Below are 25,076 nucleotides of genomic sequence, written 5' to 3'. Positions count from 1 at the left end.
CACTTCGAGGTGCGCGGACGTCCCGCCATCGGATAGCAAAGGCCCATGGCTGTAGTCGTCGCGCTCGGCGCGTTCCTCATGACGCTGTTCGGCGGCTGGACGGCCCAGCGCGTCACCGACCGACGCCACCTCGTCCTCGGCCTCGCCGGCGGTCTCATGCTCGGCGTCGTCGGACTCGACCTGCTCCCCGAGGCCATGGACGCCGCCGGGAAGCAGGTCTTCGGCGTCCCCCAGGCGCTGCTGCTCTTCGTCGGCGGCTTCCTCCTCGCCCACGTGATGGAACGTCTCCTCGCCGTCCGCAGCGCCGCGCACGGAGCCGAGCCGGGGGAGCGCGTCCCGCAGGTCGGACTCACGGCCGCCGCCGCCATGGTCGGTCACAGCCTCATGGACGGCATCGCCCTCGGTGCCGCCTTCCAGGTCGGTGGCGGCATGGGCGCGACCGTCGCGCTCGCCGTCATCACCCACGACTTCGCCGACGGGTTCAACACGTACACGATCACCAGCCTGTACGGGAACGCCCGCCGCAAGGCCCTCGCCATGCTCGTCGCCGACGCGGTCGCCCCGCTCGTCGGCGCCGCCTCCACCCTGCTGTTCACCCTTCCGGAGGAACTGCTCGGCAGCTATCTCGGCTTCTTCGGCGGCGCCCTGCTCTACCTCGCCGCCGCCGAGATCCTGCCCGAGGCCCACCACGACCACCCCGCCCTGACCACCCTGCTGTGCACGGTGGCCGGCGTGGCCTTCATCTGGCTCGTGGTGGGCCTGTCCGGCGGCTGAGCTCACGCGCAGTGCTCCACGAAACGCGCGGCCGCCTGCGGGGCCCCCGCCCAGTGCGTGTGCACATAGCTCGCGTGCACCCCGCCCCGTACGAAGCCCTCGACCCGGCGCTCCGGCTGCCACAGCCCCCAGGCGGCCTGCTCCCCGGCGCCCGGCTCGATCACCGTGCGGTGGAACTCGTGCCCCCGCATCCGCGTCCCCGCCGCCGCCAGCACGCTGTCGCTGACGGCGACCGCGTCCCGGTAGCCCAGCGTGAGCCGCTCCGACATGCGCGCGTCGGCGTCGAGCACCCCGCACATCGGCCGCCCGTCCAGCGACCGCGCCAGATACAGCAGCCCCGCGCACTCGGCGGCCACCGGCGCGCCCGAGGCGGCGAGCTCGGCGACGGCCTTCCGCAAGGGCTCGTTCGCGGACAGCTGCTCGCCGTACATCTCGGGGAACCCGCCCCCTATGACCAGCCCCCGCGTCCCCTCGGGAAGCGCCTCGTCCCGCAGCGGATCGAAGGTGACGACCTCGGCTCCGGCGGCGGTCAGCAGCTCCGTGTGCTCGGCGTACGAGAAGGTGAACGCGGCACCGCCGGCGACGGCGACGACGGGCCTCCGGCCGGGCTCGACCGCCGTCCGCGCACCGGCGGTCGCGGGGTGCCCGCCCGTGCCGCCCCGCGGCACGCCCGCCCACGCCGCGGCGGCGTCCCACGGCGCACCGTCCAGTGCGGGCGCACTGCGCGCCAGCGCGAGCAGCGCCTCCAGATCGCAGCCCCGCCGTACCTGCTCCGCCTGCGCGGCCACCGCCTCCACGGCCTGCGCCTGCCGCTCGGCGACCGGCACGAGCCCCAGGTGCCGCGACGGCGTGGCCACGGCGGGCGCCCGCCGCAGCACCCCGAGCACGGGCACGCCCGACTCCTCCAGCGCCTCCCGCAGCAGCAGCTCGTGCCGGTCGGTCGCGACCTTGTTGAGGATCACCCCGCCCAGCCGCACCCGCGGGTCCCAGGACGCGAAGCCGTGCACGAGCGCGGCCACCGACCGGGACTGCGAGGAGGCGTCCACGACGAGCACCACCGGCGCCCGCAGCAGCTTCGCCACCTGCGCGGTGGAGGCCAGCTCGCCCTGCCCGGCGGCGCCGTCGTACAGCCCCATCACGCCCTCGACGACCGCCAGGTCGCAGCCCCGCGCGCCGTGCGCGAAGAGCGGCGCGATCAGCTCCGTACCGCACATGTACGCGTCGAGGTTGCGGCCCGGGCGGCCGGTGGCGAGCGCGTGGTAGCCCGGGTCGATGTAGTCCGGGCCGACCTTGTGCGGGGAGACCGCGAGACCACGGCCGGCGAACGCGGCCATCAGGCCGGTCGCGACCGTGGTCTTGCCCGCGCCCGAGGACGGCGCGGCGATGACGAGACGTGCTACCACTCGATGCCCCGCTGGCCCTTCTGACCCGCGTCCATCGGGTGCTTCACCTTCGACATGTCGGTCACGAGGTCCGCGAAGTCCACCAGCTCCTGCGGGGCGTTGCGGCCGGTGATGACGACGTGCTGCTGCCCGGGACGGTCCCGCAGCACCTCGACGACCTCCTTGGTGTCGATCCAGCCCCAGTGCAGCAGGTACGCGAACTCGTCGAGGACGTAGAACCGGTACTTCTCCTCGGCGAGGTCCCGCTTGACCTGCTCCCAGCCCTCGCGGGCCTTCTCCTCGTGCGACTGCTCGCCCTCGGCGACCTCGCGCTGGATCCAGGACCAGCCCTCGCCCATCTTGTTCCAGGTGACCGTGCCGCCCTTGCCGGTCTCGCCGAGTGCCTTGAGGGCGTTCTCCTCGCCGACCTTCCACTTGGCGGACTTGACGAACTGGAACACCCCGATCGGCCACCCCTGGTTCCAGGCGCGCAGCGCCATGCCGAACGCGGCGGTCGACTTCCCCTTGCCGACGCCCGTGTGCACCATCACGAGTGCGCGGTTACGGCGCTGGCGGGTGGTGAGACCGTCGTCGGGAACGACGGTCGGCTGTCCCTGTGGCATCAGGCGGCCCTCCTGGCAGAGCGGTTGTCCTGTACGTTCCTCACGTCCCTGACGAGACCCGCGATCGCGTCCGCGCGCAGCTCGTCCAGGGTGACGGCGGTGCCGCCGAGTTCACGGGCGAGGGTCCCGGCGAGGCCCAGCCGCACCGGTCCCGTCTCGCAGTCCACGACGACGCTCGCCGTGCCGTCGGCGGCGTGCAGCCGCGCGGCGCGGGCGGCGAGCGCCAGCGGATCGGCGCCGCCACCGGTCGCGCGGCCGTCGGTGACGACCACCAGCAGCGGGCGGCGCGAGGGGTCCCGCAGCCGCTCGACCCGCAGCACGTCGTGCGCCTTGAGCAGCCCGGCCGACAGCGGCGTACGGCCGCCCGTCGGGAGCTGTTCCAGCCGGGTGGCGGCCGCGTCCACCGACGAGGTCGGCGGCAGCGCGAGCTCCGCGTCCCGGCCCCGGAAGGTGATCAGACCGACCTTGTCGCGCCGCTGGTACGCGTCGAGCAGCAGCGACAGCACGGCGCCCTTCACCGCGCCCATCCGCTGCCGGGCCGCCATCGAACCGGAGGCGTCCACGGCGAACAGCACCAGGTTCCCCTCCCGGCCCTCACGGGTCGCCTGCCGCAGGTCGTCCCGGCGCACCACCAGGCCGGGGCCACCGCGCCCGCGGGCCTTCTGGTGCGGGGCGGCGGCGTGCACGGTGGCGGTCAGGTGCAGCTTGGTCAGCGCGCCCCGGGGGCGGACGGCGCCGGTGGTGCGACCGTGCTCGGTACGGGCCCGGGAGCGGCGCCCGGCGGCGCCCTCGCCGAGGCCGGGCACGCTCAGCATCTTCGTACGGAACGGCTCGGCGGCCTGGACGGCGGCGCGCTCACCCGCGCCCGAGCCCGAGCCCGCGCCTGTGCCGGAACCGGCGCCGCTGTCCTGCGGCGCGGGGGCCGGGGCCTCCTCGGGCGCGGCCCCTTCGCTCTCGGGCGCGGGCCCGTCGCCCTGCGGCGGAATCCCGCCCCCGCCACCCCCGCCGGGACCGCCGTCGCCCGGACCGTCCGGCTCGGGCTCGGGCTCGTCGTCCGGGGCGTCGCCCTTGAACTGGTCGAGGGTCTCGTCCAGCTTGTCCTCGTCGAGGCCGGGGGCGTCGAAGGGGTTGCGCCGCCGCCGGTGCGGGAGGGCCAGGAGCGCGGCCTGCCGCACGTCCTCGGACGTCACCTCGGTCCGCCCCGCCCAGGCCGCCAGCGCGGTCGCCGTACGGGCCATCACGATGTCGGCGCGCATGCCGTCGACCTCGAACGCGGCGCAGGTCGCGGCGATCTGCAGCAGCTCCGCGTCACCGAGCGCCACCTGTGGCAGCAACTCCCTTGCGGCGACGATCCGTTCACGCAGCGCGGCCTCCTCGCCGGCCCAGCGCGCGGCGAACGCCGCCGGGTCGTCCTCGAAGGCGAGCCGCCGCCGGACCACCTCGACCCGCTGCTCGGGCACCCGGGACGCGGCGACCTCCACGGTGAGCCCGAACCGGTCGAGCAACTGCGGCCGCAGCTCGCCCTCTTCGGGGTTCATCGTGCCGACGAGCAGGAAGCGGGCCGCGTGCCGCACGGAGACGCCCTCGCGCTCGACGTACGAGGAGCCCATGGCGGCCGCGTCGAGCAGCAGGTCGATCAGATGGTCGTGGAGCAGGTTGACCTCGTCCACGTACAGGATGCCCCGGTGCGCGTCGGCGAGCAGGCCCGGCTCGAAGGCCTTCACGCCCTCGGCGAGCGCCCGCTCGATGTCGAGCGCGCCGACCAGCCGGTCCTCGGAGGCGCCGACGGGCAACTCGACCATGCGCGCGGGCCGTTCGTCCCCGCCCGCGGTCTCGTGCGGCCCGTCCGGGCAGGCGGGGTCGGGCGCGCCCGGGTCGCAGCTGAAGCGGCAGCCCGCGACCACGGGCACGGCCGGCAGCAGCTCGGCGAGCGCGCGCACGGCGGTCGACTTGGCGGTGCCCTTCTCGCCGCGGACCAGCACACCGCCCACGGCCGGGCTGATCGCGTTCAGCAGCAGCGCGAGCCGCAGGTCGTCCATGCCGACGACGGCGGTGAACGGATAGCGGGTGCTCATCGGGTGGTCACTCCTTCGAGTCGTACGGGGGTCGGGGCGGGCGGTGCGGGCGGGGTGCTCACGGCGCCCCCGGCGGTACGAACGGCAGCCCCGTCGGGGCGCCCTCCTCGATGAGCCGCAGCAGCGCGTCCGTGTCGGCGTGCTCCTCGATCAGGTCGCCGAGCCGGTCCAGCTGCTCCTCGCGGAGCGCGCCGAACGAGGTGTCCGGGGCCGGGACGAAGCGGCGGCCGGACGCGGCGGCGACCTCGCGCAGGAAGGCCCGGCGGAAGCCGTCGCTCTCCAGCGAGCCGTGCCAGTGGGTGCCCCAGACGGCGCCCACCCGACAGCCGTCGAGGAAGGGCTCGCCGCCCTCGACGGTGGCGACGCCGTGGTGGATCTCGTACCCCTCGACCCGCTCGCCGAGCGCCTCGCCGACCGGCCGGGCCAGGGTCTTCTCGACCCCGAAGCGCACCCGTACGGGCAGCAGCCCGAGTCCGTCGACCACGCCGGCCTTCGACTCGACCTCGTCCTCGATCCGCTCGGCGAGCGCCTGGAAGCCGCCGCAGATGCCGAGCACCGGCCGCCCCTCGGCGGCGCGCCGGGCCAGGGCGTCGGCCAGGCCGCGTTCCCGCAGCCAGGCGAGGGCCTTGACGGTGCCGCGGGTGCCGGGCACGACCACCAGGTCCGCGTCGACGAGTTCCTCGGGCCGGTCCACGAACCGGACCACGACGCCCGGCTCGGCGGCCAGCGCGTCCACGTCGGTGAAGTTGGACATCAGCGGGACGGCGCAGACCGCGACCCGCAGCACGTCGGCGCCGACCGGCGGCGCCACCACCGACTCGCGGACGGTGCCCCGCTGCGAGACCCTCCCCCAGCCTCCGGCCGGGGGGACCCCCATGCCGTCCTCCTCGTCGATGCCGAGCCCGTGGGCGAACGGCAGGACACCGAAGGTGCGGCGTCCGGTGAGCCCGTGGAGCATGTCGAGACCGGGTTCGAGGAGCGTCACGTCGCCGCGGAACTTGTTCACCAGGAAGCCGGCGACGAGCGCCTGGTCCTCGGGCGCGAGCAGCGCCGTCGTCCCGAAGAACTGGGCGAACACCCCGCCCCGGTCGATGTCGCCGACGACCACGACGGGCAGCCGCGCGGCCCGCGCGATGCCCATGTTCACGATGTCCGTGCGCCGCAGGTTGATCTCGGCCGGGCTGCCCGCCCCCTCGCAGATCACGGCGTCATACGTGCCCCGCAGTTCCTCCAGGCACGCCAGCACCGGCTCGAAGAGCGTCCCCTGCCGTCCGCCGTGGTAGCCGCGGGCGCTCATCTCGCCGACCGGCTTCCCCATGAGCACGACCTGGCTGGAACGGTCGCCGCCGGGCTTCAGGAGCACCGGGTTCATCAGCGCGGTGGGCTCGACGCGGGCGGCCTGCGCCTGCATCGCCTGGGCGCGGCCGATCTCGGCGCCCTCCCGGGTCACGAAGGAGTTCAGGGACATGTTCTGCCCCTTGAACGGCGCGACCTTGACGCCCTGCCGGACCAGCCAGCGGCAGATGCCGGCCGTGACGACGCTCTTGCCCGCGTCGGACGTGGTCCCGGCGACGAGCAGCCCCCCACCCCTCATGCGTTCCTCCGCTTCAGCGCGCTCGCGATCATCCGGCCGCCGACACAGGCGGCCAGGGTCAGTCCGGTCACCCGGCGGGACAGGCGTACCGCCCGGTCGATGTCGGCGACCTCGACGGGCCGCCCCGCCCCGTTGAGGACCGGCCGGTGCTCGATCCGGCCGCCGTACGCGAGGGTCCCGCCGAGCCGTACGCCGAGGGCGCCCGCGAAGGAGGCCTCCACGGGGCCCGCGTTGGGGCTGGGGTGCTTCGCCGCGTCGGCGCGCCAGGCCCGGGCCGCGCCGCGCGGGTTCCCGCCGGCGACGGTGGCGAGGACGGCGGTGAGCCGGGCGCCCGGCCAGCCGGCGAGGTCGTCGAGCCGGGCCGAGGCCCAGCCGAAGCGGCGGTACTTCGGCGACTTGTGGCCGACCATCGCGTCCAGGGTATTGACCGCCCGGAAGCCGAGCAGGCCGGGCACGCCCGCGACGGCACCCCAGAACAGGGCGCCCACGACGGCGTCGGAGGTGTTCTCGGCGACCGATTCGACGACCGCGCGGGCCATCGCGGGACCGTCCAGGGAGTGCGGGTCGCGTCCGCACAGGTGCGGCAGGCGCTCCCGGGCGACCTCCAGGTCCCCGGCCGCGAGCGCCCCGCCGATCGCGCGGGCCTCGCGGCCCAGCGACGTACCGCCGACGACGGCCCACACGGAGGCGGCGGTCAGGGCGACGGTGGCGGCGCGGCTGCCCCGTACCGTACGGGCGGCCAGCGCGCCGAGCGCCACGGTGGAGCCGGCGCAGACGGCGGTGTGCAGGGCGCCCCAGCCGCGGTGGTCGCGCAGCAGGCGCTCCTCGACCGCGCCGGCCGCCCGGCCGAAGGCGGCGACGGGATGGCCTCGGCGGGGGTCGCCCGCGAGCAGGTCGACGGCGAGGCCGGCGGCCGCTCCGTAAGCGAAAGTGCGGGTGGCGCTGGTGGCGCTGCTGGCGCTGGTGGCGCCGGTGGAACCGATGGTGCCGGGAAAGCCGAGGCCGCGGCCGGGCATGGCGCTCTGTCCTCACTCAGGGTCCGCGCCCTGGATCGACGTGACCGGCGGCGAGAGTTCCTGACTCCCGGCCCCGGGGGGCCGGTCACAGTGGCGGGACCGCGCCGGATTCGCACCGGACTTCCTCTACTGGCGCCGTAATGGCCCCGGCAGTCCACCACGCTGCGCGAACAGCCGTCAACTCACCCTTGACCTGCGTCGGGTCACTGTGCGGAGCGCCACAGACACGACGGCCGGGCGGCCCGCACCCTGTGGTGCGGACCGCCCGGCCGTCGTGCTCGCCGCCTCGGACGACGCTCGGTGGAGCGCGTCAGATGACGATCAGGTAGATGCCGTACGCCACGGCCGCCGCGCACAGGGCGAAGCAGGCGTAGGCGCCGGTACGGGCCAGCGAGGCGGAGCCGCCGTTCGCGGCGGCCTCCTCCTGCTTGGAGAGGCCCATGACGCCGAGGGTGAAGAGGCCCACCAGGGCGACGGTCGCCACGAGGCTGACTCCGAAGACGGAGCCGAGGGCTGCCCAGTCGATCTTCATGCTTGGTTCCAGTTCCTTAGACCGCGGCGGCGGGGGCCGGGGGAGCGGCGGGGTCCGTGGGGCCCGGGGTGGGGATGGTGGCCTTCAGGTCCGTGTCCGTGACGGCGGCGACGGAGCCGGCCGGCGGCGGGGTGACGGCCGCGATGGCGGTGGTCACCACACCCGCGGGCTCGGCGGGGGCGTCGAGGTCGTCGGCCGTGACGTTGTTGTGGTCGACCGGCTTGCGACGGGACAGCGACCAGATGACACCGGAGCCGGCGACCAGCAGGACCGCGACGGCGGCGATGCCCCAGGGGCCCTGCTTGGTGAGGAACTCGGCGCCGGCGCCGACCACGGCCGCGGCGGGCAGGGTCAGACCCCAGGCGACGAACATCCGGGTGGCGGTCGACCAGCGGACGACTCCGCCCTTGCGGCCGAGGCCGGCGCCCATCACGGCACCCGAGCAGGACTGGGTGGTGGAGAGCGAGAAGCCCAGGTGGGAGGAGGCCAGGATGACCGTGGCGGCGCTGGTCTGGGCGGCGAAGCCCTGCTGCGGCTGGAGGTCGGTGAGGCCCTTGCCCATGGTGCGGATGATGCGCCAGCCGCCGAGGTAGGTGCCGGCCGCGATCGCGATGCCGGCGGCGACGATGACCCACATCGGGGGGTTGGAGCCGGGGGCGAGGACACCGCCGGTGACCAGGGCGAGGGTGATGATGCCCATCGTCTTCTGGGCGTCGTTGGTGCCGTGGGCGAGCGAGACGAGACCGGCGGAGGCGATCTGGCCGGCCCGGTAGCCCTTCGCGGTGGCCTTCGTCTCGGTCTTCGCGCCGATGCGGTACGTCAGGCGGGTGGCGACCATCGCGGCCAGACCGGCGACGATCGGGGCCGCGACGGCGGGGATGAGGACCTTGGTGACGATGGTCGGGCCGTTGACCGCGCCCCAGCCCGCCGACATCACGGCGGCGCCGATGAGGCCGCCGAACAGGGCGTGGGAGGAGCTGGACGGCAGACCGAGCAGCCAGGTCAGCAGGTTCCACAGGATGGCGCCGACGAGCGCCGCGAAGATCACTTCTGTACGAATGCCCTCTTCGTTGATGATCCCGCCGGAGATCGTCTTGGCGACCTCCACGGACAGGAACGCGCCGACGAGGTTCAGCACGGCGGACATGGCCACCGCCGTCTTGGGCTTGAGAGCACCGGTCGAGATGGTCGTCGCCATCGCGTTGGCGGTGTCGTGGAAACCGTTCGTGAAATCGAACACGAGAGCTGTCACGACCACAATCGCGAGCAGCAGCGTGATGTGTTCCATTTACCCAGGCAATCGTTTGACGTCAGTGGCTCGTCGAACGTACGCAACCTGGGTGAACGGAAGATGAACTGGGTCGGGCTGTGTGGTGTCCCCAACCGGGGTCCCGGCATTCCGTTTCCGCCCCCGGAACCATGCCGTCCGGCACGCCTGTCCACCATGCGGTCGGGGTGCGACCCGGGGTAAGCCCTGCCGTACCAGGACGCATACGACTCGCGCCCCTTCCACCCCACTCCACCCGTTCCGTCCCGTGGACCCCGCACGACCCCCGCGAAGACCCCCCGTCGCCCCCGCGCGCGGCCCGTCAGCCGGACGGACGACCCCGCCGAGGAGACCCATGTCACTCGTCAGGGGGCCCGCCCGGTGGCAGCCTTCCCGACCTCTGCCGACACTGGGAGCGTGCGCCCGGCTACAGCGACGGCACTTGCCGTCACCACAGTGATCGGTGTCGGCGCGGCCGCGGTGGCGGCCGGCCGGTACGCCAGCGACGCCGCCCTCGGGGTGCCGTCCGGACGCCCCCTCCCGGGCGACCCCAGACTGACCGTGCACGCCACCGGACCCGGCCGGATCACCCTCACCCGCAGCCTCGCCTCGCTGCGCCCCGGCACCTACGGCATCGAGGCCACCGGACTGCACGCGGTCGTCGGACCCGTCCTCGACCGGGTCCCGCACACCGCCGACACCGTGGTGCGCCGCCTCGAACGCGTCGAGCTCGGCACCCTCTCCACCGGCGCCCGCGTCCGCTTCACCCCCCAGCTGCACTGCGGCACCCCCGAGACCGCCCTCGGCCTGCCCTACGAGGACGTCGAGATCCCCGGCGAACTCGGCAACCTGCCCGCCTGGCTCGTCCCCGGCGCCCACTCCACCTGGGTGATCGCCCTGCACGGCCTCGGCGCCACCCGCGAGCACGCCCTCAACCTCGTCCCCTTCCTCCACCGCCGGCAGGTCCCCGTCCTCGTCCCCGCCTACCGCGGCGACGAGGGCGCGCCCGCCGCCCCCGACGGCCTCGCCCACCTGGGCGACTCCGAGTGGCGTGACGTCGACGCCGCCATCCGCTACGCCGTCCGCCGGGGCGCCGCACAGGTCGTCCTGCACGGCTGGGGCGCGGGCGCCGCGATGGCCCTGCACGCCGCCGCGGGCTCCGGGGTGCGCGACCGGATCCGCGGCCTGGTCCTCGACTCCCCGGTCCTCGACTGGGAGGCCACCCTGCGCAACCTCGCCGCCGCCCGCGGGGTCCCCGGCCCCCTCGTGCCGCTCGCCGTCCGCGCCGCCCAGGGCAGGACCGGCCTGCACGGCGACCGGCTCGCCGAGGCCGCCGACCCCGCCGGGCTGCGCGTACCGACCCTCGTCTTCCACGGACCCGACGACACGATCGCCCCCTGGGACCGCTCGCAGCAGCTGGCCGCCCTCCGCCCCGACCTGGTCACCCTCACCACGGTCGGCAACGCCCCGCACGCGTCCATGTGGAACGCGGACCCGGTCCGCTACGAGGAGGCGCTGCGGCGCTTCCTGACGCCGCTCGTGTAACGACGCGTCCGGCGGGCGGAGGGCTCCGGCCCCGGACCGCCGCCGGAGCCGCCCCCGGCGTTGCCCCCACCGCCCCCGAAGAAGGGGACCAATGCAGCGGCGTTGCGGATTCCGATTGGGCTTTCGGGCCGTCAGCGGGAAGACTGCCCCCGTGACGTCTCGAAAGCCCGATGAACCATTGGCGCGCAACTCCAGACTCCGACTCGTCCGTCCGCGGGCCCTCGCCACCGCGCGGCGGGCCGTGACGACCCGGCGCACCCGCCCGGCGCCACGCCCGCCCGAGGGGACACCGCCCCGGGCGGTACTCGCCGGCCAGGCCCGTGCCGTGCTGGCCGACGCCGTACGCATCGCCCGCTGGGCGGCCGTGGACCGCAACGCCGTGACCGCACCCCCGGACGTCGTCGACGGGGAACGGGCCGCCGCCGCACTGGATCTGACGCCCGCCCAGGTACGGGCCGGCTGGGACCGCGCCCGGCTCGCCGGACTCGTCGAACTGCACGGCGACACCGCCCGCCCCGGCTGGCGGCTGCACGCCTGGGACCGCGACGACTCCGCCGTGCTGCGCGGCTGGGTCGCCCTCTTCGACGCCTGGTCGCTGGTCCACCCGGCGCCCGAGGCCGTCGCCCCCGGCGCCGTCGCCGAGGTCGTCGAGGCCGTCCCGCAGGTCCTCTCGCTGCTCCAGCTCTCCGCCGGGCCCGTCCTGGTGCCCGCCCTGCTCGACCTGCTCGGGCAGCGCGTCGAGGAGCTGCGCGGGGAGCGCTGCGAGGTCCCGGCCCCCGGCACCGTCGTCGAGACCGCCCCCGCCGCCGAGGGGCTGTCCGCGCTGCTCGACTGGGCCCTGGAGGGCCTGGCCGCCGTCGGCGCCCTGACCCTGGGCTCCGGCCAGGCCACCCTGACCCCGCTCGGGAACTGGGCGGTCTGGGTCAAGCTGGAGCAGATCTGCGTCGCCGCGCAGAGCCCCGCCGGCAACATCGAGCAGTCCGCCGAGGACATGCTGCGCGGCTGCGCCCGCCTCACCCCGGGCCCCGCCCGCGACGAGTACCGCGCCTGGCTCGCCGCCCGCACCCTCTCCAGCGCCGTCGGCGAGCTCCTCGCCGTGGCCCGTGGCGAGGACGCCCTGCTGCGCGGCCTCGCCTTCGAGGCCCTGCGGGTGGTCGGCGCCCCGGCCGAGCCCGAGGTCCGCGCCGCCCTCGCCGAGCCCTCGCTGCGCCCGTACGCGCTGCTGTGGCTCGCCGAGTACGAGGGCGCCGACCCCGACGACGCCCCCGAGGTGCTCACCCGGGAGGAGGCGACCTGGCTCTGGGTGGACACCGCGGCCGCCGTCGCCGACCACGGCGAGAGCACCCTGCTCGTACGGCACCTGGACTCCGCCGTGCAGGGCACCGTCCCCGCGCTGCTCGACGCGGTCATGGCCGTCGGCCACCCCCGCACCGTGCAGGTCCTGGTCGCGCTCGCCGCGGCGCACCCCGACCCGGCCCTGGCGAAGGCGGTCCGCCGGGCCGCCTTCCAGGTCCACACGGGCGGCGCCTGACCTTCCGACGGGCTGCGGGCCCGATCCGGTCCGCGGGCCCGATCCGGTCCGCCGGCCGGGTCCGGCCTGCGGACCGGCCGCCGGTCGCCCCGCTACCCGGCCGCGACGCCGGGGGCGTACGTCCCGAAGCTCCAGACGTTGCCCTCGGCGTCCAGGGCCATGTAGTCCCGGGAGCCGTAGTCCTGGTCCGTGGGCGGCATCGCGATCTCGACGCCGTGGGCCACGGCACGGGCGTGGTGCTCGTCCACGTCCGCGACGCGCACGTACACCCCCGTCGGGCCGCCGCGGGCCATCAGCTTGTCGAACTCGCTGCCCGAACCCGCGCTGCCGAGCATCACCATCCCGTTCCCGTACGCGAGCTCCGCGTGCATCACACGCCCGTCCTCGCCCTCGTACACCGCGGTCGCCGTGAAGCCGAACGCCTCGGTGAGCAGCGTGATCGCGGCCTTCGCGTCCTCGTACCGCAGTGTCGGACAGATGTCGGGTGCCTCGGCCATCCCGATCACTTCCTCTCCGGTGACTCATGTGACTGTGACCTGGATCTCAGTCTGGCAGCCGCCACTGACACATCGCCGGAGGCCGCCGCCTCACCGGAAGGTGTTGCACCGCGCCATGTCGCCCGTGCGGTAGCCGGTGGCGAACCACTGCTGCCGCTGCGCCGCCGAGCCGTGCGTCCAGCTCTCCGGCGTCACCCGCCCCTGGAAGCGCTCCTGGATCCGGTCGTCGCCGACCGCCGCGGCCGCGTCCAGGCCGTCGCGGATGTCCTCCTCGGTCAGCCGGGTGATCACCGGCCGGCCGGTCCTGTCGTCGGGGGTGGTCGTCGCGTGCCGCGCCCACACGCCCGCGTAGCAGTCGGCCTGGAGCTCCACCCGTACCGCGTTGGAGTTCGCCCCGGTCCGCCCGTCCTGGGCCTTGGCCAGCGTCCCCATGAGGTTCTGCACGTGGTGCCCGTACTCGTGCGCCACGACGTACGCCTGCGCGAAGGGTCCGCCGGTCGAGCCGAACTTGGTGCGCAGCTCGTCGAAGAATCCGAGGTCCAGATAGACCCGGCGGTCGCCCGGGCAGTAGAAGGGGCCGACGGCCGAGGTGGCCGTGCCGCAGGCGGTGGACACCCGCTCGGTGAACATCACGGTCGCGGCCGGCGCGTACTGCCCGCCGCGGCGCGCGAACTCGGCCCGCCAGAAGTCCTGCACGCTGTTGACGACCGCCACGATCCGGCAGTCCTCGCGGGTGTTGGCGTCCGAGCCCTTCTTGCAGCTCTGGCTCACCTGGGTCGCGGAGGAGGCGGTCGCGGCCGGCTCGTCGCCGCCCGAGGACAGGCCCAGCTGCTCGGGACCCACCCCGAAGAGCAGGCCCAGGATCAGCGCGACGATGCCGGCGATCCCGCCACCGATGGTGGCCTTGCCGCCCGGTACCCGGCTGCCCCGGACGTCCTTGACCTCCGAGGTGTCCAGATCGGCGTCGTCGTCGAACTGCATGCCCACCGCCCTCCGCGTTTCTGCCGAGTATCGAGGCTTCGGTCGTTTGTCACCCCTTTTGTGAAGCATGTGAGGTATGCCGCATGGCCCAAAATCAGTTGCAACGGACCGTTAGACTGACCGCATGGTCGTTCTCCTCTGGGTGCATTAGCGGCGTCGAAGCCCGCATCAGCCGTCCTTCCGCCCTTCCCACCGCCCAGGAGTATGTCCGTGATCACCGCTTCCGGAATCGAGCTGCGCGCCGGCGCGCGCGTCCTCATCGAGTCCGCTTCCTTCCGAGTCGCCAAGGGCGACCGCATCGGCCTGGTCGGCCGCAACGGAGCGGGAAAGACCACCCTCACCAAGTGCCTCGCGGGCGAGGGCCAGCCGGCCGGCGGCACCATCACCCGCTCCGGCGAGGTCGGCTACCTGCCGCAGGACCCGCGCACCGGTGACCTCGACGTGCTGGCCCGCGACCGCATCCTGTCGGCCCGTGGCCTCGACGCCCTGATCCGCAAGATGCGCATGAACGAGGAGCGCATCGCCACCGGCGCCGGCGCCACCCGCGACAAGGCGATGCGGCAGTACGAGCGCCAGGAGACCGAGTTCCTCACCAAGGGCGGGTACGCGGCCGAGGCCGAGGCCTCCACCATCGCCGCCGCGCTCGGCCTGCCCGACCGCGTCCTCGGCCAGCCGCTGCACACCCTCTCCGGCGGTCAGCGCCGCCGGATCGAGCTGGCCCGGATCCTCTTCTCCGACGCGGACACCCTGCTCCTCGACGAGCCGACCAACCACCTCGACGCCGACTCGATCGTCTGGCTGCGCGACTACCTGCGGAGCTACCGCGGCGGCTTCATCGTGATCTCCCACGATGTCGACCTGGTCGAGACCGTCGTCAACAAGGTGTTCTACCTGGACGCCAACCGCTCCGTGATCGACGTCTACAACATGGGCTGGAAGCTCTACCAGCAGCAGCGCGAGGCCGACGAGAAGCGCCGCAAGCGCGAGCGCCAGAACGCCGAGAAGAAGGCCGCCGCGCTCAACTCGCAGGCCGACAAGATGCGCGCCAAGGCCACCAAGACGGTCGCCGCGCAGAACATGGCCAAGCGCGCCGAGCGGCTGCTGTCGGGCCTGGACGCGGTCCGCGTCTCCGACAAGGTCGCCAAGCTGCGCTTCCCGGACCCCGCGCCCTGCGGCAAGACCCCGCTCACGGCGGAGGGCCTGTCGAAGTCGTACGGCTCGCTCGAGATCTTCACCGATGTGGACCTGGCCATCGACAAGGGCTCCCGCGTCGTCATCCTGGGCCTCAACGGCGCGGGCAAGACGACCCTGCTCCGCCTCCTCGGCGGGGTCGAGCAGCCCGACACCGGCGAGGTCACCCCGGGCCACGGCCTCAAGCTGGGCTACTACGCGCAGGAGCACGAGACCCTCGACCCCGAGCGCTCGGTCCTGGAGAACATGCGCTCCGCCTCCCCCGACCTGGACCTGGTTGAGGTGCGCAAGGTGCTCGGTTCCTTCCTGTTCTCCGGCGACGACGTCGACAAGCCGGCCGGGGTGCTCTCCGGCGGCGAGAAGACCCGGCTCGCGCTCGCGACCCTGGTCGTCTCCTCGGCCAACGTGCTGCTCCTGGACGAGCCCACCAACAACCTCGACCCGGCCAGCCGCGAGGAGATCCTCGGCGCGCTGCGCACCTACAAGGGCGCGGTCGTGCTCGTCACCCACGACGAGGGCGCGGTCGCGGCGCTGGACCCGGAGCGGATCATCCTGCTCCCGGACGGTGTCGAGGACCTGTGGGGCCCGGACTACGCGGACCTGGTCGCCCTGGCCTGACCGGCGCTGAACGGCCCTGAACGGCACTGACCGGCTCGACCCGTCGTGATCATGCCGGTTGATCATGCCGGGCTGGATCATTCGGCTCATGGGTGATCCTTCATCTGAGTGAGAGCGTCTCGTACCTCCGGCGCGGGCCCTGCGGAATCCTTCCGCCAGGGCCCGCGCCGTACTGGTGTTCGTGCCGTGTCGCTGACCTGGCACTTCCCTCGCGGGGCGACCCCGGGGTCGCCTCCGGACACTGCGGAACGATCGATTCCGTTCGTGTCGTTCCCGTCCGCACGGGCCAAGCCGATGGCACGGACCTTGTCGAATGGGTGGCCAGGAACTCCGGAAGGGGTGATCATGAGAAGTCCAGAGCGCACTTCCCATGAGGAGGCACGGGTGGCCGAGACTCTGAAGAAGGGCAGCCGGGTGACCGGCGCCGCGCGCGACAAGCTCGCGGCAGACCTGAAGAAGAAGTACGACTCCGGTGCGAGCATCCGGGCGCTGGCCGAGGAAACCGGCCGCTCCTACGGATTCGTCCACCGGATGCTCAGCGAGTCCGGAGTCACGCTGCGGGGACGCGGCGGAGCGACACGGGGCAAGAAGGCGGCCTCGGCCTGACATCGGGGCGGTTCCGCCGGTCCACCGGGTCTCCCGGTGGCCACCCGGTCGTCCATGCGGTCGACCGAGTGGTTACTGTGCAGTCACTTAGCAACGGCTGATGTGCTGCACCGGAACCGGAGGCGCCCCCATGACTACGCTCGACGACTCTGAGCTCGTATTCGACAAGGACGGTGTACGGCTCACCGTCGAGGACGCCGTTGCCACGGTGACCCTGACCAACCCGGCGAAGCGCAACGCCCAGTCTCCCGCTCTGTGGCGGGCGTTGACGGAGGCCGGCCGGTCACTCCCGGGCAGCGTGCGGGTCGTGGTCCTGCGCGGCGAGGGCAAGTCCTTCTCCGCGGGCCTCGACCGGCAGGCGTTCACGCCCGAGGGCTTCGACGGAGAGCCTTCCTTCCTTGAGATGGCGCGCGGGTCCGAGGAGGACCTCGACGCGATCATCGCCGAGTACCAGGAGGCGTTCACCTGGTGGCGCCGCAGCGACCTCGTGTCGATCGCGGCCGTCCAGGGGCACGCCATCGGCGCGGGCTTCCAGCTCGCGCTCGCCTGCGACCTGCGGGTCGTCGCCGACGACGTGCAGTTCGCCATGCGCGAGACCAGCCTGGGCCTGGTCCCGGACCTCACCGGTACGCACCCCCTCGTCTCCCTCGTGGGCTACGCCCGCGCCCTGGAGATCTGCGCCACCGGCCGGTTCGTCCACGCCGAGGAGGCCGAGCGCACCGGCCTGGCCAACATCGCCGTGCCCGTCGCCGAACTCGACGCCGCGGTACGGGACCTCAGCGCGGCGCTGCTCGCCGCGCCGCGCTCCGCCGTCATCGAGACCAAGGCGCTGCTCCAGGGCGCCTCGGGCCGTTCGTACGAGGAGCAGCGCACCGCCGAACGCGCCGCCCAGGCCCGCCGGCTGCGCGACCTCGCGGGCCTCGGCGACTGACCTTCCTGCCCGTTCCTGCCCGGGGCACCCCTTCCGGGCCTCAGCGCAGCTCCGACACCACCACCGTGACCGTCGTCGCCTCCGGGGCGACGGCGGTCACGGCCGTGCGGACGGCGCGGACCACGTGCAGGGCGCGCCGGCCCGCGGTCACCGCCAGTTCGAGGCGCAGGTCCCCGTCCGCGCGCTGGACCGGGCTCCCGTAGGCGTCCGTGAGGGCGGCCACGCCGTCCACGGCGAGCGCCGCCAGGGCCACCGGGTCCTCGGGCGTGGGCGGCGAGGTTCGCCCGGGCGGCGGAGCGGGGGTCACCGGATCCGGGGGCGCGTCGAGCAGATCCGTCACCCGCAGGTCCACCTCCGCCACCACCAGGCCGAAGGCCTCCACGGCCGCCCCGAGCAGCGCCGTCCTCAGTCGCCCGGCCAGCTCCGGCAACGGCCGTCCCGCGACCGCCGCGAACTCCATGGTGATCCCCAGCTCCCCGGGCGGGAGCCCGCCCGGCGGCACCGGGAACGGCGTCTCGGCCGCCGCCACGGCGAGCCGGAACCTCGGCGGCTCCGGCGCCGTGCCCCCCACCGCCCGCGCCGCGTCGGCGAGCACCTCCCGTACCGCGCGCTCCGCGATCCACGCCCCGTCCACTGGCGCGCCGAGCGGCAGCAGCCGGTCCGTCGCGCGCCCCAATTCCACCGTCGTCATGACCCCAGCCTGCCGCATCCCCGGCGCGAGACCGGGCAAGCGCCCTTAGTGTGGGCAAATAAGGCAAAGGCCTCACGGAAGGATGGATGGTGATGGCTGACAGTACGCACTCCGACCAGCAGAACCCCGTGATCAAGCGTGGTGGCGGCGACCCCGCGTCCCGGGGGCGGACCACGATCGCCGACGGGGTCGTCGAGAAGATCGCCGGACTCGCCGCCCGCGATGTCGTCGGCGTCCACGCCATGGGCAGCGGACTCTCCCGCACCCTCGGAGCCGTCCGGGACCGCGTCCCCGGCGGAGGCGGCGGCAAGTCGGGCGTCACCCGGGGCGTGAAGGCCGAGGTCGGCGAGGTGCAGACCGCCCTCGACCTGGAGATCGTCGTCGACTACGGCGTCTCCATCTCCGACGTCGCCGGCGCCGTGCGCGAGAACGTCATCGCGGCCGTCGAGCGCATGACCGGACTCGAGGTCGTCGAGGTCAACATCGCCGTCAGCGACGTCAAGCTGCCGGACGAAGAGGACGAGGAGCCGGAGTCGCGGCTCCAGTAGCCGACCGCACGACGGACGAGGACGGAAAGGGCTCAGCATGAGCATGGCGATGATCGGCCTGGTGGCCGGCATGGCGCTCGGCTTCGCCGGGTACTTCGGCGGCTTCGGCGCGTTCCTCCTGGTCGCCGCGCTGGGGGCGATCGGCTTCATCGCCGGTCGCTTCCTCGACGGGGACCTGGACTTCGGCGACCTCTTCCGGGGCCGCGAGCACGGCGACCGGCGGAGGTGACCCGGGGTGGCAGCGGACCTGGCCCCGGACCGGGTGGGGGCGGCCGCCCGGGGCGCGACCACGGTCGCCGACCGCGTCGTCGCCAAGATCGCCGCACAGGCGGCCCGTGAGGCGCTCGACCGCATCCCCAAGGGCGGCTCCAAGCCGCACGCCTCGGTGGTCGTGCACCGGGAGAGCGCCCGGGTCTCGGTGAGCCTCGAACTCCCCTACCCCTCCGACATCGGACGTCAGTGCGGCGCCGTCCGGGGCCGGGTCCGCCACCGGGTGGAGGAACTCGCCGGCCTGGAGGTCCACGAGGTCGCCGTCCACGTCGAGAAACTGCACTCCGCGCACACCGCGCACGAGAAGGCCCGGGAGCGCCTGCGATGACCACCGGACCCGCACCGGGACCGGCCCCGGAAGACCGCGGGCGCGTGCCCGTGCTCAAGGACCCGGCCCGGCACGACACCCACGACACACCCGGCACCCCCGACCCCGCCGCTCCGCAGCCACCGGGGCGCCGCTTCTGGGCCGTGCGGCGCATCCCCGCCGCCGTCCTCGCCGCCGTCCTGCTCGGCGCCGCCGGGCTGCTCCTGTACGACGTGGCGGCCGTCCGCGCCGAGCACAGCGCCATGGCCTGGCGCCGCTCCCTCGCCGACGGACTCGCCACCCGCCCCCTCGACGACATCTGGGTGCGCGTCGGCGCGGGCGTCGCCGTGGTCCTCGGCGTCTGGCTGCTGCTGCTCGCCCTCACCCCGGGCCTGCGCGGCATCCTGCCGATGCGCCGCGAACACCCCGACCTGCGCGCCGGACTCGACCGCGAGGCCGCCGCGCTCGCCCTGCGCGACCGGGCCATGGAGGTGTCCGGCGTGCAGTCCGTGCGGGTCAAGGTGGGCCGGGCCAAGGCGGCCGTACGGGCGGTCTCGCACTTCCGCGCGCTCGACGAGGTCCGTGCCGACCTGGAGAGCGTCCTCACCACCGGCATCGACGAGCTCGGGCTGGCCCGTCCGCCGGCCCTGACGGTACGGGTGGCCAGGCCGCCCAGGAAGGGGTGACGGCGTGACCGTCGTGCTCCGGCGCGTCAACCGGATCGTGCTCGCCCTCGCGGGACTGCTGCTCGTGGTGGGCGGCGGCGCCGTGCTCGCGGCCGGCTTCGATCTGTCCCTGCCGTCCTGGTGGCCCTGGTCGGGCCCCGACGACGTCCTGCTCAGCCGGTCCGAGCGGCAGCACTGGCGCGCCGAGAGCTGGTGGTGGCCGCTGGTCATCGCCCTGCTCGGGCTCGTCGTGCTGCTCGCCCTGTGGTGGCTGATCGCCCAGTTCCGGCGGGCCCGGCTCGCCGAGGTGCTCGTCGACAGCGGCGACGGCGAGGAGGCCGTGCTGCGCGGCCGGACCCTGGAGGCGGTCCTGGAGGCCGACGCGGCGGCCCAGGACGGCGTCGCCCGGGCGCGGGTCTCGCTCACCGGCCGCCGTACCGCCCCCCGTACCCGCGTCGCGCTCCTCCTGGAGCCGTACGCCGCCCCGGCCGAGGCGCTGACCACCCTCTCGGCCGAGGCCCTGGGCAACGCCCGTACCTCGGCCGGGCTGCCCGCCCTGCCGACCGAGGCCCGGCTGCGGGCGGTCAAGCACCGCGCCCGCCGGGTGAACTGACCGGAGCTCAGAAGCCGTTGCGCGCCCCGCCGTCCACCGGGAGCATCACGCCCGTCAGGTACGAGGCGGCGGGGGAGAGCAGGAACGCGGCCGTGCGGCCGAACTCCTCCGGGGTGCCGTAGCGGCGCAGCGGGATCCGCGCCTCGTTCGCCGCGCGGGCCGCGTCGGCGTCGCCGGACAGCGCGTCGAGCGAGCGGACCCGGTCGGTGTCGATCCGGCTCGGCAGCAGCCCGATCACCCGGATGCCGCGCGGGCCCAGGTCGTTGGCGAGCGACTTGGCGAAGCCCGCCAGGCCCGGACGCAGCCCGTTGGAGATGGTCAGGCCCGGGATCGGCTCGTGCACCGAACCGGACAGCACGAAGCCGATGACCCCGCCCTCGGGCAGCACCTCCGCCGCCGCGCGGGCGAGCCGCACCGCGCCCAGGAAGACCGCGTCGAAGGCGGCCGCCCACTGCTCGTCCGTGTTCTCCGCGGCGAAGCCGGGCGCCGGGCCGCCGACGCTGATCAGCACGCCGTCGACGCCGCCGAACCGCGCCCGCGCCTCCGCGATCAGCCGCTGCGGGGTCGCCGCGTCGGCGTTGTCGGCGGCGACGCCCGCCGCGCCCGGGCCGAGCTCCGCCACCGCCGCGGCGACCGCGCTCTCCTCGCGCCCGGTCAGCAGCACCTTCGCGCCCTCGGCGAGCAGCGCCTCCGCCGAGGCCCGGCCGAGCCCTCGCGTCGCGCCGGTCACCACGTACACACGGTCCTTCAGTCCAAGATCCATGCGCCTATCCTGCCGTCTCCTCCGCGGCCAGCGCGAGGGCGGTGCCCACCAGGCCGATGTGGCTGAAGGCCTGCGGGAAGTTCCCCAGCTGCCGGCCCGTGGCCGGGTCGTACTCCTCGGCGAGCAGCCCCACGTCGCTGCACAGTCCGATCAGCCGCTCGAACAGTTCGCGCGCCTCCTCGGTCCGCCCGGTCAGCCGCAGCGCGTCCGCGAGCCAGAAGGAGCAGACGAGGAAGGTGCCCTCCTGGCCCGGCAGCCCGTCCACCGAGGCGCCCTCCGTCGAGTAGCGGCGGACGAAGCCGTCCTGCGTCAGCTCCGCCCGGACCGCGTCGACCGTCCCCCGCACCCGCGGATCGTCCGCCGGCAGGAAGCCGACCTGGGGGATCAGCAGCGTCGCCGCGTCCAGCTCGCGCGAGCCGTACGCCTGTGTGAAGGTGTTGCGCGCCGGGTCGTACCCCTTGGCGCACACCTCCGCGTGGATCTCGTCCCGCATCGCCCGCCAGCGCGCCGGGTCCCCCGGCAGCGACGGGTCGGCCTCCAGGGTGCGCACCGCCCGGTCGGCCGCCACCCAGGCCATCACCTTGGAGTGCACGAAGTGACGGCGCGGGCCGCGTACCTCCCACAGCCCCTCGTCGGGCTCCCGCCAGGTCGACTCCAGGAAGCCGAGCAGGCTCAGCTGGAGGTGCCAGGCGTGCCGCTCGGCGGGGATCCCGGCCTCGCGGGCGCGGCTGAGCGAGTCCATCACCTCGCCGTACACGTCGAGCTGGAACTGCTCCACGGCCGCGTTCCCGATCCGCACCGGCGCCGAGTCGGCGTAGCCGCGCAGCCACGGCAGGGCCGTCTCGGGCAGCCGCCGTTCGCCGGCCGGCCCGTACATGATCTGCAGATCGGCCGGGTCGCCGGCCACCGCCCGCAGCAGCCAGTCGCGCCAGGCCGCCGCCTCCTCGACGTACCCGGCGGAGAGCAGCGCGCCGAGCGTGAGGGAGGAGTCCCGCAGCCAGCAGGCCCGGTAGTCCCAGTTGCGCACCCCGCCGAGCTCCTCGGGCAGCGAGGTGGTCGGGGCGGCGACGATGCCGCCGGTCGGGGCGTAGGTGAGAGCTTTCAGGGTGATCAGCGAGCGCACCACGGTGTCCCGGTACGGGCCCTCGTAGGTGCAGCGGGCCGCCCACTCCTTCCAGTCCGCGAGCGTCTGCTCCAGCGCCTCGAAGGGGTCGACGAGGTCCGGGCGCGGCTCGTGGGAGGGGTGCCAGGTGAGGACGAAGGCCACCTCCTCGCCCGCGCCGACGGTGAACGACGAGCAGGTCGCGAACTGCTGCCCCCAGGTCTTCACGGGCGGCTCGCTGCGCAGCCACACCGAGTCGGGTCCGGCGACCGCGACCCGGTGCCCGTCGGACCGCCGCACCCACGGCACGATCGAGCCGTAGTCGAAGCGCAGCCGCAGCACCGAGCTCATCTCGACGCTCCCGCTGACGCCCCGCACGACCCGGATCAGGTCGGGGGCCCTGTGGCGCTGCGGCATGAAGTCGACGACGTCGACCGTGCCCGTACGGGTCTCCCAGCGGGTCTCCAGGACCAGCGTGTCTTCGACGTAGCGGCGGCTCGTGCACGTGGTGGCGCCTTTGGGTGCGATCCGCCAGTGCCCGTTGTCCTCGTCGCCGAGGAGCGCGGCGAAGCACGCGGCCGAGTCGAAGCGCGGCAGACACAGCCAGTCGACCGATCCGTCGCGGCCGACGAGCGCGGCGGTCTGGAGATCGCCGATGAGGGCGTAGGCGTCGATACGTTGCGTCACGCTTTGGGCTGTTCCCGCAAGCGGCGACGGTCAATCAGTTCAGGCGCTCGCCCCGGCGGGCTCGGGCGTGCCGTCCGTCACTCCGGCGCCCTCGGCCGCCGCCTGCCGGTCGCGCTTCTCGCGCCGCACCAGGATCACCCAGCCGACCGGCACACCGGCCGTGAAGAGCCACCACTGGACGGCGTACGCCATGTGCGCGCCGATCGAGTCGTGGTCGGGCTCGGGGATCATTTCGGGCGAGCCGTCGGCCGGCTCGGGCGCGGTCTGCTCGATGTACCCGCCGAGCACCGTACGGCCGAGCAGGGCGGCCTGCTGCTCGCTGTTGATCAGCATGACCTGGCGGTCGGGCAGGCCCTTGAGGTCCTTGATGCCGCTGGCGCCGGTCGTCTCGTCGGCCTTGAGCCGTCCGGTGACCGTGACCTCGCCGCGCGGGGCGGGCGGCACCTTCGGGAAGGAGTGCTGGTCGTCGGCGGCGGGCACCCAGCCGCGGTTGACCATGACCACCTGGCCGTCCTTCAGGACCAGCGGGGTCAGGACGTGCACACCGACCCGGTCGTCGGCGGAGGTGCGCCGGCGCACGACGACCTCATGGGCGGTGTCGAAGGTCCCGGTGGCGCTCACCCGGCGCCAGTAGTCGGCGCGCGGGACGGTGTGCCCCGGGGAGGTGAGTTCCTCGACCGGGACGGACCGGGCCCGCAGGTTGTCCTCGATCAGCGCGTTCTGGGCGACCCGGCGTTCGTGCCGGTGGAACTGCCAGAAGCCCAGCTCGATCATCACGGGGATGAGGACGAGGGCGACGAGGGTGAGGATCACCCACTGCCGGGACAACAGGAAGCGGTACACCCCATGACGGTACAACTCGACGCATGGGGTGCCCGCAGGGGGGTTGCCAGATCGTTTCCTCACCGGCCGGACGGTGGCCCGCCCGTGCGCGAAAGGCCTCGCGCGCTCACACCTTGTCGACGATCCCCGCCTTCCCCTCCGCGCGGGCGCAGTGCGCGCCGCAGTACCACTTGTCCTGGACCTCGACCCCCTGGCCGATGATCTGGACCCGGCAGTGTTCGCAGATGGGCGCCATGCGGTGGATGGCGCAGGAGAAGCAGTCGAAGACGTGCACCGCGCCCTGCGCGTGCACCTCGAAGGACATCCCGTAATCGTTTCCGCAGACCTCACAACGTGCCATGCGCCACAGGGTGGGCCCGACGGCGGGCGAGGGGCGGGCGGCGCGCCCGGCCCGCCCCGGCCCGTCACTCGTCTGCCGGGGTCACGTCCCGCAGCAGCTGGGTGTACGCGGCCTCGTCGACGACCGGCGTGCCGAAGGCCTTGGCCTTCACGGTCTTGGAGGTCGCCGAGTCGGGGTCGTTGGTCACGAGGAGGCTGGTGACCCGGGAGACGCTGGACGCCACGTGCAGTCCCGCCTCGACCGTACGGTCCTCCAGGAGCTCACGGTCGACGGAGGTGTCGCCGGAGAACGCCACCCGCATGCCCTGCTTGAGCGGTTTGTCGGATTCGTAACGTCCCGGGTTGGGATACGGGCACGCCGGCCGCTTCCGCGAGGGCCGCCAGCTGTTCCCCCGGTAGGAGGCCTGGTACCCGATCCGCGGCTGGCCCGGGGCCGAGGCCCACTCGGTCAGCGGCCGGCACTCCAGCAGGGGCAGCCGCACGTTCCGCTCGGCGGCGGCGTGCAGGCTGGGGCGGAACGCCTCGGCCAGCACCCGGGCGTCGTCCAGCGCGTTGTGCGCCCGCTGCTGGACCACGCCGAAGTGCGCGGCCAGCGACTCCAGCTTGTGGTTGGGCAGCGGCAGCGACAGCTCCTTGGAGAGCGCGATGGTGCACAGCCGCTGCCGCACCGGCGCCGTCCGCTCGGCCTGCGCGTACTCGCGCGCGATCATCTGCCAGTCGAACATCGCGTTGTGCGCGACGAGCACCCGGCCGTCGAGCCGGCTGGAGAACTCCTCGGCGATCTCCGGGAAGAGCGGCGCGTCCGCCAGCACGTCGCTGGTCAGCCCGTGGATCCACACCGGGCCGGGGTCCCGCTCGGGATTGACGAGCGTGTACCAGTGGTCCTCGACGTTCCCCTGGGCGTCGAGCCGGTAGACGGCAGCCGAAACTATCCGGTCGTCGCGGGCGAGGCCGGTGGTCTCCACGTCGACGACCGCGTACCCCTGTGGGTAGGCGGTCGGCCACGGCGCTGCTGTCGTACGGTCGTCGAGCATGGTCACTGAGAATACGGGCCGCCAGTGACAGCGCCGCTGCCGGTGCCCCTT

Annotated in this window: 26 protein-coding genes and 1 riboswitch; of the genes, 11 read left to right on the top strand and 15 right to left on the bottom strand. The window is 74.0% G+C overall.

The window, feature by feature from the left end; all coding sequences use genetic code 11:
• Positions 1-45 precede the first annotated feature (45 nt).
• Complete coding sequence (locus tag ACZ3ZE_RS00355; protein WP_361179599.1) at positions 46-774, top strand: ZIP family metal transporter; 729 nt, start codon at positions 46-48, stop codon at positions 772-774.
• Positions 775-776: 2 nt separating this feature from the next.
• On the opposite strand, the gene ACZ3ZE_RS00350 is transcribed toward ACZ3ZE_RS00355, so the two are convergent.
• The 7 genes from ACZ3ZE_RS00350 to ACZ3ZE_RS00320 form a co-directional block, all read right to left on the bottom strand.
• Positions 777-2,177 (bottom strand): cobyrinate a,c-diamide synthase, encoded by a 1,401-nt coding sequence (locus tag ACZ3ZE_RS00350; protein WP_361179602.1) that lies wholly within the window; start codon positions 2,175-2,177, stop codon positions 777-779.
• Complete coding sequence (cobO, locus tag ACZ3ZE_RS00345) at positions 2,171-2,779, bottom strand: cob(I)yrinic acid a,c-diamide adenosyltransferase (RefSeq protein WP_329419540.1); 609 nt, start codon at positions 2,777-2,779, stop codon at positions 2,171-2,173. The genes ACZ3ZE_RS00350 and cobO overlap by 7 nt, the downstream gene beginning before the upstream one ends.
• Positions 2,779-4,854 carry a putative cobaltochelatase gene (locus ACZ3ZE_RS00340; protein WP_361179606.1) on the bottom strand — a complete coding sequence of 692 codons (2,076 nt, stop codon included), beginning with the start codon at positions 4,852-4,854 and terminating at the stop codon, positions 2,779-2,781. Before ACZ3ZE_RS00340 ends, cobO begins: the two co-directional genes overlap by 1 nt.
• A gap of 58 nt (positions 4,855-4,912) precedes the next feature.
• Positions 4,913-6,448, bottom strand: coding sequence for a cobyric acid synthase (locus tag ACZ3ZE_RS00335; RefSeq protein ID WP_467256877.1), 1,536 nt, complete (start codon positions 6,446-6,448; stop codon positions 4,913-4,915).
• Positions 6,445-7,464, bottom strand: a complete 1,020-nt coding sequence (locus ACZ3ZE_RS00330) for a cobalamin biosynthesis protein (protein WP_467256875.1) — start codon at positions 7,462-7,464, stop codon at positions 6,445-6,447. Before ACZ3ZE_RS00330 ends, ACZ3ZE_RS00335 begins: the two co-directional genes overlap by 4 nt.
• Before the next feature lie 53 nt (positions 7,465-7,517).
• Positions 7,518-7,592: riboswitch (adenosylcobalamin (AdoCbl) riboswitch) on the bottom strand.
• 182 nt (positions 7,593-7,774) lie between these two features.
• Complete coding sequence (locus tag ACZ3ZE_RS00325) at positions 7,775-7,996, bottom strand: hypothetical protein (protein ID WP_361179614.1); 222 nt, start codon at positions 7,994-7,996, stop codon at positions 7,775-7,777.
• A gap of 16 nt (positions 7,997-8,012) precedes the next feature.
• Entirely contained in the window at positions 8,013-9,284 is a 1,272-nt protein-coding gene (locus tag ACZ3ZE_RS00320; RefSeq protein ID WP_361179616.1) for an inorganic phosphate transporter, read from the bottom strand.
• Between the two features lie 396 nt (positions 9,285-9,680).
• Between ACZ3ZE_RS00320 and ACZ3ZE_RS00315 the strand changes: the two genes are divergently transcribed.
• Both ACZ3ZE_RS00315 and ACZ3ZE_RS00310 read left to right on the top strand, forming a co-directional pair.
• Entirely contained in the window at positions 9,681-10,808 is a 1,128-nt protein-coding gene (locus ACZ3ZE_RS00315; RefSeq protein WP_361179618.1) for an alpha/beta hydrolase, read from the top strand.
• A 151-nt stretch (positions 10,809-10,959) separates the two neighbouring features.
• Positions 10,960-12,339: a hypothetical protein gene (locus ACZ3ZE_RS00310; RefSeq protein WP_467256873.1), complete on the top strand. Its 1,380-nt coding sequence runs from the start codon at positions 10,960-10,962 to the stop codon at positions 12,337-12,339.
• A gap of 92 nt (positions 12,340-12,431) precedes the next feature.
• Here the strand turns inward: ACZ3ZE_RS00310 and ACZ3ZE_RS00305 are convergent, their stop codons facing one another.
• Positions 12,432-12,836: a VOC family protein gene (locus tag ACZ3ZE_RS00305; protein ID WP_361179622.1), complete on the bottom strand. Its 405-nt coding sequence runs from the start codon at positions 12,834-12,836 to the stop codon at positions 12,432-12,434.
• 90 nt (positions 12,837-12,926) lie between these two features.
• Positions 12,927-13,817, bottom strand: coding sequence for a KPN_02809 family neutral zinc metallopeptidase (gene ypfJ / locus ACZ3ZE_RS00300; protein ID WP_363292813.1), 891 nt, complete (start codon positions 13,815-13,817; stop codon positions 12,927-12,929).
• A 210-nt stretch (positions 13,818-14,027) separates the two neighbouring features.
• Here ypfJ and ACZ3ZE_RS00295 point away from each other — a divergent pair, with 210 nt between their 5' ends.
• The 3 genes from ACZ3ZE_RS00295 (at position 14,028) to ACZ3ZE_RS00285 (ending at position 17,163) form a co-directional block, all read left to right on the top strand.
• Positions 14,028-15,626 carry an ABC-F family ATP-binding cassette domain-containing protein gene (locus ACZ3ZE_RS00295; RefSeq protein WP_361179626.1) on the top strand — a complete coding sequence of 533 codons (1,599 nt, stop codon included), beginning with the start codon at positions 14,028-14,030 and terminating at the stop codon, positions 15,624-15,626.
• Positions 15,627-16,010: 384 nt separating this feature from the next.
• Entirely contained in the window at positions 16,011-16,232 is a 222-nt protein-coding gene (locus ACZ3ZE_RS00290; RefSeq protein ID WP_006123601.1) for a helix-turn-helix domain-containing protein, read from the top strand.
• 130 nt (positions 16,233-16,362) lie between these two features.
• Positions 16,363-17,163 carry an enoyl-CoA hydratase/isomerase family protein gene (locus ACZ3ZE_RS00285; RefSeq protein WP_361628873.1) on the top strand — a complete coding sequence of 267 codons (801 nt, stop codon included), beginning with the start codon at positions 16,363-16,365 and terminating at the stop codon, positions 17,161-17,163.
• A gap of 40 nt (positions 17,164-17,203) precedes the next feature.
• On the opposite strand, the gene ACZ3ZE_RS00280 is transcribed toward ACZ3ZE_RS00285, so the two are convergent.
• Entirely contained in the window at positions 17,204-17,854 is a 651-nt protein-coding gene (locus ACZ3ZE_RS00280) for a hypothetical protein (RefSeq protein ID WP_361628870.1), read from the bottom strand.
• Positions 17,855-17,940: 86 nt separating this feature from the next.
• On the opposite strand from ACZ3ZE_RS00280, the gene ACZ3ZE_RS00275 reads away from it, so the two are divergent.
• From ACZ3ZE_RS00275 to amaP, 5 genes are read left to right on the top strand one after another with little or no spacing between them, the layout of a single operon-like run.
• Positions 17,941-18,402, top strand: a complete 462-nt coding sequence (locus ACZ3ZE_RS00275) for an Asp23/Gls24 family envelope stress response protein (protein ID WP_442304299.1) — start codon at positions 17,941-17,943, stop codon at positions 18,400-18,402.
• A 37-nt stretch (positions 18,403-18,439) separates the two neighbouring features.
• Positions 18,440-18,631 carry a hypothetical protein gene (locus tag ACZ3ZE_RS00270; RefSeq protein WP_361179634.1) on the top strand — a complete coding sequence of 64 codons (192 nt, stop codon included), beginning with the start codon at positions 18,440-18,442 and terminating at the stop codon, positions 18,629-18,631.
• Between the two features lie 6 nt (positions 18,632-18,637).
• Positions 18,638-19,000 carry an Asp23/Gls24 family envelope stress response protein gene (locus ACZ3ZE_RS00265; RefSeq protein ID WP_361179636.1) on the top strand — a complete coding sequence of 121 codons (363 nt, stop codon included), beginning with the start codon at positions 18,638-18,640 and terminating at the stop codon, positions 18,998-19,000.
• Positions 18,997-19,665, top strand: coding sequence for a DUF6286 domain-containing protein (locus ACZ3ZE_RS00260; RefSeq protein WP_361179639.1), 669 nt, complete (start codon positions 18,997-18,999; stop codon positions 19,663-19,665). Before ACZ3ZE_RS00265 ends, ACZ3ZE_RS00260 begins: the two co-directional genes overlap by 4 nt.
• 4 nt (positions 19,666-19,669) lie before the next feature.
• Positions 19,670-20,257, top strand: coding sequence for an alkaline shock response membrane anchor protein AmaP (gene amaP / locus ACZ3ZE_RS00255; RefSeq protein WP_361179641.1), 588 nt, complete (start codon positions 19,670-19,672; stop codon positions 20,255-20,257).
• A gap of 7 nt (positions 20,258-20,264) precedes the next feature.
• Here amaP and ACZ3ZE_RS00250 read toward each other — a convergent pair whose 3' ends face one another.
• From ACZ3ZE_RS00250 to ACZ3ZE_RS00230, 5 genes are all read right to left on the bottom strand, one after another.
• Complete coding sequence (locus ACZ3ZE_RS00250; protein ID WP_363292810.1) at positions 20,265-21,020, bottom strand: SDR family oxidoreductase; 756 nt, start codon at positions 21,018-21,020, stop codon at positions 20,265-20,267.
• Positions 21,021-21,024: 4 nt separating this feature from the next.
• Positions 21,025-22,809, bottom strand: a complete 1,785-nt coding sequence (locus ACZ3ZE_RS00245) for a glycoside hydrolase family 15 protein (protein ID WP_361179645.1) — start codon at positions 22,807-22,809, stop codon at positions 21,025-21,027.
• A gap of 39 nt (positions 22,810-22,848) precedes the next feature.
• Positions 22,849-23,652 (bottom strand): SURF1 family cytochrome oxidase biogenesis protein, encoded by an 804-nt coding sequence (locus tag ACZ3ZE_RS00240; protein ID WP_361179647.1) that lies wholly within the window; start codon positions 23,650-23,652, stop codon positions 22,849-22,851.
• A 106-nt stretch (positions 23,653-23,758) separates the two neighbouring features.
• Positions 23,759-23,992, bottom strand: coding sequence for a hypothetical protein (locus ACZ3ZE_RS00235; protein ID WP_361179650.1), 234 nt, complete (start codon positions 23,990-23,992; stop codon positions 23,759-23,761).
• A 64-nt stretch (positions 23,993-24,056) separates the two neighbouring features.
• Positions 24,057-25,031: a DEDDh family exonuclease gene (locus ACZ3ZE_RS00230; RefSeq protein WP_467256871.1), complete on the bottom strand. Its 975-nt coding sequence runs from the start codon at positions 25,029-25,031 to the stop codon at positions 24,057-24,059.
• Between the last annotated feature and the right edge of the window lie 45 nt (positions 25,032-25,076).

The organism is Streptomyces sp. NPDC023157, assembly GCF_055560575.1.
The sequence above is the reverse complement of the archived record's forward strand: the minus strand, read 5'-3'. Positions and strand labels throughout refer to the sequence as shown.